We start from the raw sequence: 13836 nt of genomic DNA on the forward strand, positions 1-13836 counted from the left end.
ATCTCTCAGAAGTTGCTAGTTGCTAGGATATCGTGAATTTCTTGACTAATATCTACGTTATTAAATCTTCGTTGTAATGTATTACTTAGAACCTTTTTTGCGTTAGTATAATCTTCACTCGAAGTATATTTAACTCTATTACAAAGATGTTTCAAAACAGATTCATCGTTAGAACTTGTGTCATAAAGATTTTCTTGAAGATAGCGTAAATCATGTAGCTTATTTTCGTAATCATTTAATGTTATGGCTGTCTCTTCTATAGCTATCTCTACAAAAAGCAGCAGATTATTTGCTACTTGTGTATCTCCGATTTTATATGCATCCGTTCTTAGTAGTTCTAAATTATCCCTCCGAGTTTCTTGGATACCCTTACCTTTTTGGGCTACTTGAGTTTTAGTAATTAACATTTTCTTTGTTAGTTCAGGCGAATCTGGTAGTAATGGTTCCGAATCCCAGTCATTAACATTTTTAACCGTTAAAGCTAATAAGGTTTCCTCTTGTCTTATGTGTAAAAGAAGCTGTTCCTTAGTTTCATGGACTTCAATAGTTTCATGGACTTTATTGACTAACCCTTGGATTCCATCCCAAGTACCAACTATAAAAATCATGACAATAAATATGGTAAAAAACAGAGTCTCCAATCTTTCATAAAGATTCCTTTTCATTTTCAATCACTCCAAAAAGTATCATTATAGTCTAATTCGACAGTCTTAAAATTAACCCTTTATAAAAAATATTCCAGAAGGTTTGAAGGGATAAAGCGTGTTTAAAGAAGCATCCATATTCTAATGAATAGTTGAATAAGTTGAGATTTTGTTAACTTTCCGGTCCATTGTTAACTCCGGTTCTAGCGTCATTGTACACTCATATTAGCTAGGTTATTCAAGACATTTTAAAGACCGCCAATTCCTTGTGTCCTGAAGGTTCGGCGGTCTTTTTCCGTTCTATTAGAATAACCCAATAAATGTTCCGTCAGCATCAATATCCATTCTCGTGGCTACCGGTCGTTTTCTAATTTAGATATTCACCTCATAAAATAAGACTCCTCAATGCTTCCGTAGGCAGGAATGTTAATAAACTCCCCGTCAGGCCAAGGCCCATTGACTAGCCTTTCAATATATGTCAAATCCCCTTGGATAATTTGATGATCCAATTTTAGTAATTCTCCGATCTCTTTGGAGATCTTCAGATAGTTTTCTTCATTTGCAACTCCTGTCCGAATAAATAATACCCGCTTATAACCACTATACATCATGTCATAGATTCGAGCAGCCTTTTTGGCCCCATACTTTTCAAGAGTACGCTTATACTCTCCCAGAACAGAGCCTTCGCTGTTTGTCCAACCACAGGACAAATACAAGGTTCCTACCTCTTCCCGGTGATGTTTATCATAGCTTTCCTGTGAGCCAAGCAACAGGGGAATGCAGTCGTGAACCCTGGGGATGGTCAGCTTAAAATCACCCGCCCGTAAATTCTTTGTTGCATTGCCGCACAGACCAAAGGCCAGGATAACATGTGAATAACCCCTTAACCCATCTAAAATACCTTGCAATTCCTGACCTAATTTATCCGGATAATTATGCTTTCCTTGGGGAAGAAACTCAAAATCAATATCCCGACCTGAAGCAACTCCGAGCAGTTCTTCTTTCATGACCTCACAGGCAATTATTTTCAGACTCATAATACTATCTCCTTCTGACTCGTCTTACTTCAGCCAGTCTGACACGTGAACACCCAGTTCTTTTGCTAATCAGTGAACCTGCAAATTCGGTATTGTATTAAATATACCGCGTTTAATCTGTAAATGCTAGATTGTATTTAAAACGACAAGTATTATGCTCTGCTAATATGTTCCGCCGAGTAATAATTTAACTGCTTCGTAGAACAACCATAGCATCTGCAGCCTTAGCCCCCATTTGAGCAGGATATACTATTAAGGGGTTGATATCCAGCTCTTCAACTCGATCCTTTAGTTCCGTTACCATGGCAGATACCTTCATAATTACATCCACAAGCGCATCTAAATCGGCGGGCGGCTTTCCTCTTACTCCCTTGAGTAACCCAAAACCCTTTATTTCCTCAATCATATCCCGGGCATCTCCGGGACTAAGTGGTGCTACACGGAAGGAAACATCTTTTAACACTTCTACGTAAATTCCGCCCAAGCCAAACATAATAGTTGGACCAAATACTTTGTCCCTGGTAACCCCAATTATTACTTCAATACCCTCCGACAACATTTCTTGAACTAAGACCCCATTAATCCTGGCACTCGGCTTATGTTTTGTTGCATTTTGCAGTACAATCTTGTACGCCCTTCTTACATCTTCTTCCGAGGACAGATTAAGCATTAAAGCATTTGCTTCGGTTTTGTGCGGAATATCCGGTGAATCCACCTTGAGAACTACAGGATATCCTATCTGCCTAGCCATGAAAGCAGCCTCATCCTCATTTTGGGCCAAGCTTTCCTTGGTAACCGGAATGCCGAAACTGGCTAGGAGGTTCTTAGATATCCCTAGCAGGTCAATAGTATTTGTGGATGAGTCATGAACTTGCCTGTCATATCGATGGGGTTCTGGGCGGATGCGAAGAATGGAAGAACCTCTTTCATCTTTGCCATAGTGCTTTCTTTAAGCATGGGAAGAGTTAAACCCAGCCCCTCGCACGCATCGGCTAGAGTAATTCCGATACCGCCGGAAATGCTCACTATGGCAACGTTTTTTCCTTGAGGTAATCGGCCCGCTGAAGTAAATGGGGCAAAAGCAATCATCTCTTCGTACCCATCAATTCTGATGATCCCTGTTTGTTTTAAAAAACCGTCATAGATCTGGTCAACCCCTGCCAGAGAGCCGGTATGCGAGGAGGCAGCCTTTGCTCCAACCTTAAGGTCTTCATCTGGATTAAGTAGAATTATTTATACACTAGTAGGTCTAGCAGGTGTTTACTCTATCTCTTTCCTTTTTACAAATAATAAAGTAAGGTGAGAAAGCAATTCTCCCAAATATGCTTAGCAGTCGAGCTTGGTCTTCTTTCGGTATTAACACATTAAAATTAAATTCAAAAACTAATTGATAGTGTCCATTTAATACGTTGTTTATATTTTTTATAAATAAACTAGGGGCCGATGCTCTACGAACTCTGTTCGTATTGCAACAGCCCCTAGTTTATTGAATTACTAGTTTCAGGAAAAAGCAAAGTGATTTCTGATAATTTATATCAAGTCGTGTTTACCCTTTTAGGAACAGATATGGATTACATTGGCCCAAGCCGGAGCGCTTCTGTCTCCGTACAAAGCAACAATTACTTTCATCCCTCGTGGTGGACGATCGGGCCATGGTGTAACCCCATCAGTAATAACTATTCCCAATTGAGGCCTAGGCTTTAATCTTGAAGCAGCTTCCAAGCCAACCCCCATGTCTGTTCCGCCGCCTCCCGCAAGTTTGATTTGTTCTGGGCGAAACACCCGATGGCAAAACTCAACAGTTTGATCAACAGCCAAAACGTGGATTCGTTCCTTTTGTCCCAGGGACTTTAAGATACCGGATATTTCGGCTAAGGTCTGGGCAAGCATTTTCTCAGATATGCTTCCGCTAGTATCCGCCAGAACAGCTACTGAAGGTACTGGACAATGCATGGACGGAAAAATTACATCACCATTTCCGACCTGTCCCTGACGGCGCGAGGGCCGACGATAGGTATAATCTACTTTTCCGCTTATATCCGCTGCTGCAAATCGAACAGCTGCTGCAAGCTGTTTTCGCCAGTCTACTCTTGGATAAAGCTTATCTTCCGCCCAGCGGACCCAATGACCAGGTACACCGCCTTGACCTCTTGTATGTTCCTTGATTTGCTTGGCAACATTCCGGCGGATTAATTCTCCCTCCGTTACACTTAGACCCGAGGAAGACTCTTTGCTAGGCGGTTTATCCTCCCAAGACGCCATTTGACCGGTTGCACAAGAGCCGCACCGGCCTGATCCTGGTGAAGGAAGTTCACTTTTTTCTTCCGGTGAATTAGAACCACTGCACTCTCCTTCTTCAGCCTTTGAAGAGTTCCGATCACAAGCATCAGCTGCGTCTTCAGTTTCTTTTTCCACTGTTGAATTTGACAGTGGATTATTCTTTGCTTGCTTGGCTGATGACGGCCATTCCTTTTTCTCCAAGGCTGCATAGTATTCCTCAGCTAGGAGATTATCCTGTTGTCCGATAGATTCGGGAGTTACTGCTTGAGCCGGAAGCTTAACGCCTTCACAGATGAGGTCGTCATTAATTTCCGCGTCAGCAGCGATATTGCTTAATTGGGGATTATAGTTTCTCATCCTTTCCGAGTGATTGCGGAGAAGATGACAAATTTCATGGTATAAAGCGCCTTCGAGTACTTCCACCGGCCACATGGATAATACGGCAGGATCGTAGTAGAGTCTCCAATACATATCGACGGCCAGTGATGTCAAGCCAGGCTTTGGCACCGGCTGGAGGGCCCAGGCAGCAGAAGCCAAATAGGGACGTTCTATCGCTAGGCGGATACGGGCAGCCTGCAGCTCAAGAGGGAGAATCACGCCTGCAACACCTCCAAACATTTAATGGCTTCAATTGTTTCGAGGATTCCAGACGTTTCCCCAGCCCGAGAGATTCCTGAAGAAAAAACATGCTCATCAACAATAATTCTTTGGGTTCGCTCTCTCTGCTCTTGGATTGGGTCTGGAAGCTTCAAGAATTGCTGGTTTTTAGCGTCCAAATAATAAAGGGATGGCAAATGATGATTGAGTGGGTGATTTCGGTAGCGTTGCAGAAAAACGGGAGGATAATCCTCTATGATTTTCTTAAGGAGAGGTGCCGCATCTTCCAAGAGAATGGAGAAGTCATGGATTTGGTTGTTGGAAATGGTAATTACCGAGGAACAGACAGGCTCTTTCTGGCTAATTGTATAAAGCCGGTACTCTTTTTCCCCTTCAGGGCTTACAGATTTTTCTGCCTTCCACTGATTTTTCCTGTTTCGATGCAGGTTTTCCAGTGTTTCGACCCATTCCTCAGTGAGGGCTACTTTGAGAACAGCATAAATGTGATAAGCCGACAGTTTCGAGCCTTCATAATTCAATAAGTCCAATCTGGATTCCCTTATCATCCCTTCCATGCTTACTAAAACTCGGCCGGATTGCTTGAAAACACTTTCTTTCCAGGGGATATTGCGGTATACATAAGGAAGATTCACATTAGTCCCCCTTTTTGAAGCAACGGAGCAAATTCCTGTACTTCTTTCAGGGGTAAAGATAATTCCGGTTTCCTGGCTGCAGCTAATCTTTTGGCTGCAACCGCTGCTATATCTCTTTTTCCATGTTCCGATGCTTGGGCAAGTACTCTCCAAGCAGCAGACCAACGCTCCTCAGTCAGCCTGCCCACAGCGGCAGCGATGACTGAAACAAGTATGGCAAAGGCCTGGTCTCCCCGATCTGGCAACCGAAAGTAGGTCGGATTGGCCAAAATATCTTCTGGATCAGGCAGATCCAAATCCCTGCACCAGGCTAAGAACTCCAAACAGGCTCCTTCGCCAATGCATCCAGCAGTAAGTGTTGCCACGACATCCTCATTTGCCAGCACACTTTCCGCAGCTGCCAATAACCTGGCTGTCATGGACCAAGACCTGGGCGACGGCCAAGCTTTCCCGGCTTGACCTTCATCTTTGGGCACCTGGAGTAATAAATGGGGCCTATGCCGGACAAAGGCGGCAACAAGCATCTCTTTTTCTCGTATTGAATTCTCCCAAGACGAAGGCAGGTGGGGTAAGTCGGAGATACTCCATCCCCCAATCATACCGTCTACCCAGCCCTGGGTGTCCAGAGACCAAAAAAGGTGGCAGAATCTATTCGCCAAAGGCGCAGAAAGATCCCATCCACCAACCGCCTGTTCCGGCGGGTTTGCCGATGCAACAACAGTTACTCTATTAGGTAAAGCTAAATCCCCTACAACCCTATCTAAAACGACTCTTAATAGAGCAGACTGAACCGCAGGCGGAGCTGTTGAAATTTCATCTAGAAAAAGCACACCTTTTCCGGCTCGTGCCAGGCGATGGGCCCAGGCAGGAGGCTCCATACGGACACCCTCCTCCCCAATGACCGGAAGACCGGAAAAATCCGACGGTTCACGGATAGATGCCAGGACAACTTCTAAGGGGAGTGCCAGTCCATCCGCAAGCATAGTAATGGATGCTGTTTTTCCCACACCTGGGGGCCCCCAGGTTAGGATCGGGACTCCAGCCTGAATAGCAATAGCAAGGGCACAATTCGTAGACAATTTTGTTTCGCACCTCCGTTGGTCCAGACCGTGCCCGTTAAAAGCAGCACCGCATGTATGACCTTAGTTCATAACTCAAATCCTTTCCATTTTTTCTCTAAAATATAACTAAAATCCTAAGTATTTCCTAGAACCCTATAATAGCTTGGTTTCAGTGTTCATTCCTTTCACATATGACTTGTCTCTATTATTGTACAAAGTTTTCTGTTCGACGATAGTCTCACATATACCTACTTTCGTAACCATTAATATCTCTCAACCTCGGCTTTAACAATGGTCAATAAGTTCGTACTCAGGCAAATTAATTTGATGATATAATTTTGCTAATTTTGGATCAGTAAAACTCAACCATCCACCATCACATTTTAAGTTACCTATTCCTTTATACTCTGTCTCACGTTTCTCTTGCAAGTAGTTACAACTACTATTCATGTGTAAGGTACACTTCTTGGTTGGTTTATCAACATTCATCCAAACCATAAATAAGTTCCCCCTTGTACGTTTGACTATATTAAGTCTAAGTTCACCATGAAGAGTAAGTTTAAAAACCTGTGAGTTTTGCAGCCCACAAGATATAATAATTTAAAATTATGACTAAACTTCCCATTGTAGCTACCTGCATTACTTCTCTATTTTATCAGTTTAGAGAGTTCCCTGAACAGAGGTGTACCTGATTGCTTAACCAAATCGAATAATACCGTTTCTGTGTTAGTCACTACTGCTCCCATAGATGTCATTAGGGATAACCCATTTAAGTAATTCTCCTTGGTTCTTGAACACACCGCATCTCGCACTACAAAAACCTGGTACCCATTATCAAGTAAATCCCTTACCGTTTGAAAAACACAAACATGGGTTTCTGTTCCGGTAACAATGATTTTCTTTCGTCCCTGCCCCTTGAGTGCCGAAGTTACCTCACTGGTACAGCCTGAAAAGGTAGACTTTTCGTAGGTTAATGATCCCTCGAGATTGTTGCTTACCTCTGAAACCGTCTTCCCTAAACCTTTGGGGTATTGTTCTGTAACGATGATAGGAGCACTTAATTTCTTGGCAACGGAAATTAGTGTATTGACGTTTTGAATAACTTGTTCGCCGTATTTCATTACAGGCATTAATTTGTCTTGAATATCAATGATCATTAACACTACTTCGGACTCAATCAATAAATATTTGTTCAAGTTAGTTACCTCCACTCTACTTTGTTTAATAACTTCGTTAAAGTAAATAATTCATCGATTTGTTTTTCTCGGAAAATTATTTGAGATTGTGCCTTTTCAGGGGATACCGCATTCTTGAGTATCTTATTCGCCGAATTTTCTGATTTTCCTTCTACCAATTATGTATATTCGAAATAATACCAAAAGGGCACCTGTCAGCTAGTAAATCTGATGGGCACCACTGCCGGACCGGTTCAAAAATAGTTGGGTATTGCATCTAATGAACAATTCAAAAGTTCATTCCAGTTAGCATCATTACAATATACCATGCAGACACTTTTTTCGTATCTTTGAAATTTCGAAGGCAAAATTTTAAAGCTTAATCGTTCATAGAACTCAGGGTTTATATCTGAAAACAAAAAAACGAAGCAGTCATCTTTTTCTTTTTGGATACAGTTTATTAGCAATTTTGAGGCATAACCTTGGCCGGCGTGAATTTTTGGTGTTAATACAGACCCTATACCAAATGCTCTTTTTCCTGCAATATCCTTAAGTTTTAATAATATCAGTGAACTGACAATTTCGTTATCGACATCTAGGACGTATCTTGTGCCATACACATCTTCCTTGGCATTATCCCTGCAATATTGTTCAAACGTCCTGTTTTTGCTCCACTCTTTGAAACCTTCACTGAAGATATAATTTATCTCTTGGGGCAGCGCCTGTCTGAAAATCATCTTAACAGTCTCCTTTTTTGTCATTTAAATACTTTTAATCACATATGTTCGGATTTTCTTAATTTCAAATGTTGTTTTGTTAATATCCGTCAAGGTAACCCGATTCAAACTAGCATCTCCTATGATATCATGTCATCTGTATATAGATAGTTTATTTTGTTTGAATTTCTAGTATAATACCTATAGCGAAGCGAAGCAGAAAGATTATAAAAACAGAAAAGAGTTAGCGAGGATGTTTAAATTTTTCTGCCCAAACTGTAATAATACTTTATTTAGTGCGAGTGATCATCCTTATGAAGAGAAGATCTACTGCTCAGTTTGCAACACTTATTTTGATAATCCATATTACAAGAAACCATCTAATTAGCAAAACATTCCTCTAAAACCCCGGATTAATCCGGGGTTTTGCGTGTAGCGGTGCGTGTAGCGGCGTGTAGCGGGGACGGTCCTTTTAACACAATTTCTTGTGTTAAAAGGACCGTCCCCGCTACACGTTCCGCTACACGTTTTGTGATTCAATTAACAGTTCAAAGGTGATTTATAGCACTAAAAAAAGGACTGACTAGTCACAGCCTAATCCCTCTTCATAAAGTATCATAAATTCATAAGTCACATAACAAAAGGAGATTAAAACACAATGTCATTAAAAGATCTTTTCACATTTGGTGGTAAATCCCAAAACGATACAGCCTCTGCAAAAGAAATCAATCAAATGTTTTGTTATCAATGTGAACAAACCCCTAGCGGCGGGTGCACTAAATTCGGAGTCTGCGGTAAGAACCCGGATATCGCTAGCCTGCAAGACACCATAATTTTTGGTTTAAAAGGGGTAGCGGCCTACGCCACACATGCACGGCAACTGGGTTATAGCGACCCGGAAGTCGAGAAGATAACTCATGAAGCGTTGTATTCAACCTTAACCAACTCAAATTTTAATCTTACCGAAACAATTGGCATGGCCCTTAAAGTTGGAACGGCAACTGTCAAGATTATGGATGTCTTGGACCAAGCTCATACAGCTTTACTGGGAACACCAACACCTGTGACCGTTTCCGAAGACAAAATTGAGGGGCATTGTATTGTCGTCACCGGGCATAACCTGTTTGCCCTGGAACAGCTTCTCAAACAAAGCGAGGGCAAAGGCGTTAATATTTATACCCACTCTGAAATGTTGCCGGCACATGGTTATCCCCATCTAAAAAAATACGAGCATTTGAAGGGTAATATCGGTAAGTCCTGGTTTGATCAGCGGCAGCTCTTTGAAGCTTTTCCCGGAGCAATCCTTGGCACAACCAACTGCGTGATGCCGATTAAAGGAAGTTATAGCGATCGATTCTGGTCATACGACGTAGCAGGTTTGGAAGGAGTCGCCAAAATCGCCAATGACGATTTTACTCCAATCATTGAAAAGGCTCTGTCCTTGCCTAAGGCAGATGTCAAATCGAATAAGACTTTGCTGACGGGATTTCACCATACTACAGTTTTAGGTATTGCCCCACAAATTATTGAAGCCGTAAAAGCAGGGAAAATCAAGCGCTTCTTTGTCATTGCAGGCTGTGATGCCCCGGGAAAAGGCGGCGATTATTATCGTGAATTAGCTCTCTCCGTTCCTCAAGACTGTGTCATATTAACCACTTCCTGTGGAAAGTTCCGTTTTAATGACCATGATTTTGGTACGATTGATGGAATTCCCCGTTATATCGATTTAGGTCAATGCAATAACTCTGGTTCAGCCGTGAAAATTGCTTTAGCATTAGCAGATGCCTTTGGCTGCGGTGTAAACGACCTTCCTCTAACTATTGTTCTCTCCTGGTTTGAACAAAAAGCCGTGGCTATTCTATTGGGACTCTTTAGCTTAGGTGTAAAGAACATCTATGTTGGGCCAAAAGCTCCGGAATTCATTACTCCTGGTGTGTTGAGTGTCCTCCAAGAAAACTTCAATCTTCAATTGACCGGAGCTGTGAAGACTGACCTTCCCAAGATGTTAGCAGGTAAATAGGATAATCTATAAGTAATAAAGCGTGGTCAAGGGTGACAATCCTTGACCACGCTTTATTTAAGGTTATCAGACTTCGAGAAATCCATAGAGTATTTTTATATCTACCATGTCTTTGCTCTATGGACTTTTGTTCCCATAAATGTTAGGCTATACTTGTGAATATCTTTACAAGTTGTACATTTTTATGATATCTCGCTACATTAGTAACCTTTGAAATATAACAACGTAATTATGCAATATAACCTGATTGGAGGTTTGAAAATGAATATCGCATTTTTCCTTTTACCCAAAAAAGATGTTATTCACTTAAACATAAATTCAACCATGCGCCAGGCATTAGAGCGAATGAAATATCATCGGTATACCTCTGTACCTATCATCGACGATGATGGTAAATACGTGGGAGTTTTAACAGAAGGCGATCTCCTTTGGAAAATGAAAAATTCACCGGGGCTAACCTTTATGAATACCCAAAAGATTTCCCTCAAAGACATAGAACGGCATACATTTAACAATCCGGTTAACGTAGATGCCCAAATGGAAGATCTCTTCTCCTACGCCACCGAACAAAATTTTGTCTCTGTTGTTGACGATAACGGAATATTTATTGGTATTGTCCGTCGCAGCGAAATTATTAAGTATTGTTTAAACCTCATAAATTCTCCCCACTACTTTCCCACCTTCAAAATGAAGGATCGTAGTTCTGAACGCTCATTATCTCTTACTTAGCGGTGCTTCTTTAACGAAAAAGCAAATACCAGGCCTCCTGAATTTCAGAAGGCCTGGTATTTGCTTTTGGGAAGACTATGCTCACTATGCAAGATAGTTCTTTGATATGTTTTGTGACATTAGGTGCCTTTTTAGGATCCAGGCCGGAAATTGGTTCGTCAATAAACGTACTTACTTAAATTTATTAATAGCCTGTTGCAATTCATAAGCTAACGTAGAAAGACCTTGGCTTGCATTGGCTATTTCAATCATTGATGCTGTTTGCTCTTCAGAAGCTGCCGAAACTTCCTGGGTACTGGCGGCATTTTCTTCGGCAATACGATCCAATTTCTTCACCATATTAATAAGTTGTATCTCTTTCTCCTTCATACTTTGCCCAGAAACATTTAAGTTGCCGATAATTTGTTTGGTCTTTTCAACAGCTTGTGCTATTCCTTCAAACCGCTCACTTGTAATTTTAACACTGCTTTCTTGCTTCTCAGCAATGACTGAACTTTTTCCGATGATTTCTACAGCACTTTGTGAATTCGATTGTAACTCATCTATTACGGAATGAATTTCGCTGGTCAAGTTGCTTGATTGCTCTGCTAACTTCCGAATTTCTTCTGCCACGACGGAAAATCCTCTTCCGGCTTCACCAGCCCGGGCTGCTTCAATAGCCGCATTTAGTGCTAACAAATTAGTTTGATCTGCGACATTCTGAATCTGTTTGCTTGCAGAGTAAATTTTCTCGGCACTTACATTCGTTTTATTAATCCCTTCCTCGATCCGCTCGGTATACTGTTCTCTTTCTCGTGTGCGCTCTATCAGTTCTGTTATAGCGATTATACCCTCGTTTTTCATTCTTTCAACTGTTTGAGCTGAATTGTTTAGGTCATTCAAATATTGTTGATCCAACTCAATAATCTTACCTAATTCCGCAATCTCATTGACGCCGTTATCTGTTTCTAAGGCCTGAGTGGTTGCACTCGATGCAATTTGTTCGATGGTTTTAGAAATCTCTTCAACTGCTTTGGCCGACTCTTGTGATATGACTGTTAGTTCTTTAGAAGTTTCTGTAACTTGGTTCGTTGTTTGCAACAACCGACTCAAAATCTGTTTTTGGCTGACATTTGTCGCTTTGATTGCTTGTCCGAGAATACCAAACTCATCCTTTCTATTGATCAATCGCGCGACAATTGTTTCGGTTAGTGTATTTCTGAACCTATTTTTATACAATACAACATCTGCTTGAATTTCTTCAATCTCGTTTAAGACAATGTCTGTGGGAATAACTCCCAGGAACTTACCCTTATAAATAATCGGCATAACCACACTCGCCATTAAAATCTTTTTGCCTTTAATATTTTCCTCATAAGGCTCAGTTATTGTGATTTTACGGGTTTTCTTTGGCACAGTGTACCATGGCTGATTATAGATATCACCGAGACTAATGACCTTAGCACCTGCTTCCTCATCACGGTAAACATAGGCTGTAAAAGTACCTTTATCAAAGTAATCTATAGTTTGGAAACTACTGTCTCTCTGGTCAAATGCATTGGGTTCCCAGAAAGAACTTAAAGCTATAAATTCAGGATTTTCCATTAACAATTTCTTTTGAATATTTATAAGCATTTCACGGTCTAAATTATTGCTTTCAAGAATTGCCGTTATTTGGTGGTTTAACTGCTCAACCAACTTTACGCCCTTTTCTAAAACCATGTAATCCCCTAGGGATCCCCGTTTCAGGTATTCTATAGAGTAATCTAACAACTCGAAGGTTTTTCTGATATGTAATAAGCAAATAGTCATAAAGCCGCCGATACTCACTAAAAGCAATGGAAAAGTATAATTGCTATTCCTAAACATGACCCCTAAGGAAAACATAACCCCTGAAAATACGATAAGTACAAGGTAACGTTTCAACCAATTACTCAAAAAACTCCCTCCTCTTAATCATCCCTATATTAAAAAAGAGCTCTTCATTTAACCCCGGTTACCAGGGTTGAATAAAGAGCCCTATTGCTCACTATTCCTTTTTAGATTTGAACGAATATCTTCCTCATATAATTTCTTTCGACATGTTTTACAAAATTCCTTTAAACGTAGCTAAATTGAGACGAAAAGAGGTTTTAGATGGTCAAAAACGCAATAATAGCGGAAGCCTACTTCCCGAAGGGCTTGAAATCCCTCCTCCATTGCATGCATACTTGTGGTATGATGAGAATCCGTACCTAGGGTGATGATTTCTCCCCCTAACTCCTTGTAGAAGCGAAGGACTCGAAAATCCAGATCAAGCAAGGGGTTGCGCAGATTCAGTTCTATTCCCTTTCCTCGGGCAATTAAGTCTTGCAGTATTGCCTGTATTCCTTCGTCATAATAACTCCAATCAATATCCGACGGGTTAACCTTAAGCAGTAAAAAGAAACGCTTAATGAGAGTTATATGACCTAACACAGAAAAATCAAAGCTGGGAATGGACTCATGAATAACCTTGAAATAGTCACTGAAGGCAACCTTTAGTTCTTTCCCTCTAAAAAATTCGCCATTAAATAAATCCAAACCCTCAGCTCTGTGCAAGGACCCAATCACAAAATCAAAGTCTTTGTCTTCTAAGTACTCCTGAATCTGATGTTGAGAGTTTTTATCAAAGCCTACTTCTAAGCCAATCTTTAGGGACAGCTGTTTTCCATAACGCTCCCTTGCTCTAAACACAGCTTGTCGGTATTTGGTATAGTCGATTCTAATGTCCTCAGCTATTTCAAAGTGATCTGTGAAACAAAGTTCCTCAAGACCTAAACTAATGGCTCTCTCACAGGCTTGATCCATGGTAAGTGTAGAGTCCGGAGAGAAATCGGAATGTATATGATAATCTGCTTTTTTCATGATATGTCCTCCATTATTAATTCCTGAACTAAGATGATTGGTATTGACTTTACCCTTAA

The 13836-nt window shown here is 41.0% G+C and carries 15 protein-coding genes; 3 read left to right on the forward strand and 12 right to left on the reverse strand.

The annotated features are described in order from the left end of the window. Positions 1 to 5: 5 nt before the first annotated feature. From DESMER_RS16760 to DESMER_RS24050, 4 genes are all read right to left on the reverse strand, one after another. Complete coding sequence (locus DESMER_RS16760; RefSeq protein ID WP_014904251.1) at positions 6 to 665, reverse strand: hypothetical protein; 660 nt, start codon at positions 663 to 665, stop codon at positions 6 to 8. Positions 666 to 1024: 359 nt separating this feature from the next. After that, a complete protein-coding gene (locus tag DESMER_RS16765) occupies positions 1025 to 1681 on the reverse strand; it encodes a DUF1638 domain-containing protein (protein WP_014904252.1) in 657 nt (218 codons plus the stop codon). A 187-nt stretch (positions 1682 to 1868) separates the two neighbouring features. Further along, the gene (locus DESMER_RS16770) at positions 1869 to 2594 is read right to left on the reverse strand and encodes an acetate--CoA ligase family protein (RefSeq protein WP_083856508.1); all 726 of its coding nucleotides are present in this window, start codon (positions 2592 to 2594) and stop codon (positions 1869 to 1871) included. Further along, positions 2516 to 2770: a hypothetical protein gene (locus DESMER_RS24050; RefSeq protein ID WP_042333907.1), complete on the reverse strand. Its 255-nt coding sequence runs from the start codon at positions 2768 to 2770 to the stop codon at positions 2516 to 2518. The genes DESMER_RS16770 and DESMER_RS24050 overlap by 79 nt, the downstream gene beginning before the upstream one ends. A gap of 55 nt (positions 2771 to 2825) precedes the next feature. On the opposite strand from DESMER_RS24050, the gene DESMER_RS24780 reads away from it, so the two are divergent. Further along, positions 2826 to 2984 (forward strand): DUF378 domain-containing protein, encoded by a 159-nt coding sequence (locus tag DESMER_RS24780; protein WP_083856551.1) that lies wholly within the window; start codon positions 2826 to 2828, stop codon positions 2982 to 2984. Between the two features lie 251 nt (positions 2985 to 3235). Here DESMER_RS24780 and DESMER_RS16780 read toward each other — a convergent pair whose 3' ends face one another. The 6 genes from DESMER_RS16780 to DESMER_RS16805 all read right to left on the reverse strand — a co-directional run bounded on the left by DESMER_RS16780 (position 3236) and on the right by DESMER_RS16805 (position 8184). Then, complete coding sequence (locus tag DESMER_RS16780; RefSeq protein WP_042333909.1) at positions 3236 to 4579, reverse strand: vWA domain-containing protein; 1344 nt, start codon at positions 4577 to 4579, stop codon at positions 3236 to 3238. After that, a complete protein-coding gene (locus DESMER_RS16785; RefSeq protein ID WP_014904254.1) occupies positions 4555 to 5211 on the reverse strand; it encodes a hypothetical protein in 657 nt (218 codons plus the stop codon). The genes DESMER_RS16780 and DESMER_RS16785 overlap by 25 nt, the downstream gene beginning before the upstream one ends. Beyond that, positions 5208 to 6290 carry an AAA family ATPase gene (locus DESMER_RS16790; RefSeq protein WP_014904255.1) on the reverse strand — a complete coding sequence of 361 codons (1083 nt, stop codon included), beginning with the start codon at positions 6288 to 6290 and terminating at the stop codon, positions 5208 to 5210. The genes DESMER_RS16785 and DESMER_RS16790 overlap by 4 nt, the downstream gene beginning before the upstream one ends. A gap of 267 nt (positions 6291 to 6557) precedes the next feature. Further along, complete coding sequence (locus DESMER_RS16795; protein WP_014904256.1) at positions 6558 to 6770, reverse strand: hypothetical protein; 213 nt, start codon at positions 6768 to 6770, stop codon at positions 6558 to 6560. Positions 6771 to 6919: 149 nt separating this feature from the next. After that, positions 6920 to 7468 (reverse strand): hydrolase, encoded by a 549-nt coding sequence (locus DESMER_RS16800; protein WP_014904257.1) that lies wholly within the window; start codon positions 7466 to 7468, stop codon positions 6920 to 6922. A gap of 233 nt (positions 7469 to 7701) precedes the next feature. After that, entirely contained in the window at positions 7702 to 8184 is a 483-nt protein-coding gene (locus DESMER_RS16805; protein WP_014904258.1) for a GNAT family protein, read from the reverse strand. Between the two features lie 712 nt (positions 8185 to 8896). Between DESMER_RS16805 and hcp the strand changes: the two genes are divergently transcribed. Together hcp and DESMER_RS16815 are read left to right on the forward strand one after the other, a co-directional pair. Beyond that, positions 8897 to 10183, forward strand: coding sequence for a hydroxylamine reductase (gene hcp / locus DESMER_RS16810; protein WP_042334701.1), 1287 nt, complete (start codon positions 8897 to 8899; stop codon positions 10181 to 10183). 261 nt (positions 10184 to 10444) lie between these two features. After that, positions 10445 to 10912, forward strand: a complete 468-nt coding sequence (locus tag DESMER_RS16815; protein WP_014904260.1) for a CBS domain-containing protein — start codon at positions 10445 to 10447, stop codon at positions 10910 to 10912. Positions 10913 to 11083: 171 nt separating this feature from the next. On the opposite strand, the gene DESMER_RS16820 is transcribed toward DESMER_RS16815, so the two are convergent. Both DESMER_RS16820 and DESMER_RS16825 read right to left on the reverse strand, forming a co-directional pair. Beyond that, entirely contained in the window at positions 11084 to 12829 is a 1746-nt protein-coding gene (locus DESMER_RS16820) for a methyl-accepting chemotaxis protein (protein WP_014904261.1), read from the reverse strand. Between the two features lie 171 nt (positions 12830 to 13000). Beyond that, the gene (locus tag DESMER_RS16825) at positions 13001 to 13777 is read right to left on the reverse strand and encodes a histidinol-phosphatase HisJ family protein (RefSeq protein WP_014904262.1); all 777 of its coding nucleotides are present in this window, start codon (positions 13775 to 13777) and stop codon (positions 13001 to 13003) included. Between the last annotated feature and the right edge of the window lie 59 nt (positions 13778 to 13836).

This window comes from Desulfosporosinus meridiei DSM 13257, assembly GCF_000231385.2.
GTDB classification, from domain to species: Bacteria; Bacillota; Desulfitobacteriia; order Desulfitobacteriales; family Desulfitobacteriaceae; genus Desulfosporosinus; species Desulfosporosinus meridiei.

Excerpts from the sequence above, each read along its gene's own strand:
- DESMER_RS16760 (WP_014904251.1), bottom strand. The coding sequence starts at position 665 with ATGAAAAGGAATCTTTATGAAAGATTGGAGACTCTGTTTTTTACCATA.
- DESMER_RS16765 (WP_014904252.1), bottom strand. The coding sequence starts at position 1,681 with ATGAGTCTGAAAATAATTGCCTGTGAGGTCATGAAAGAAGAACTGCTC.
- DESMER_RS24050 (WP_042333907.1), bottom strand. The coding sequence starts at position 2,770 with ATGATTGCTTTTGCCCCATTTACTTCAGCGGGCCGATTACCTCAAGGA.
- DESMER_RS16780 (WP_042333909.1), bottom strand. The coding sequence starts at position 4,579 with ATGTTTGGAGGTGTTGCAGGCGTGATTCTCCCTCTTGAGCTGCAGGCT.
- DESMER_RS16795 (WP_014904256.1), bottom strand. The coding sequence starts at position 6,770 with ATGGTTTGGATGAATGTTGATAAACCAACCAAGAAGTGTACCTTACAC.
- DESMER_RS16805 (WP_014904258.1), bottom strand. The coding sequence starts at position 8,184 with ATGATTTTCAGACAGGCGCTGCCCCAAGAGATAAATTATATCTTCAGT.
- hcp (WP_042334701.1), top strand. The coding sequence starts at position 8,897 with ATGTTTTGTTATCAATGTGAACAAACCCCTAGCGGCGGGTGCACTAAA.
- DESMER_RS16815 (WP_014904260.1), top strand. The coding sequence starts at position 10,445 with ATGAATATCGCATTTTTCCTTTTACCCAAAAAAGATGTTATTCACTTA.
- DESMER_RS16825 (WP_014904262.1), bottom strand. The coding sequence starts at position 13,777 with ATGAAAAAAGCAGATTATCATATACATTCCGATTTCTCTCCGGACTCT.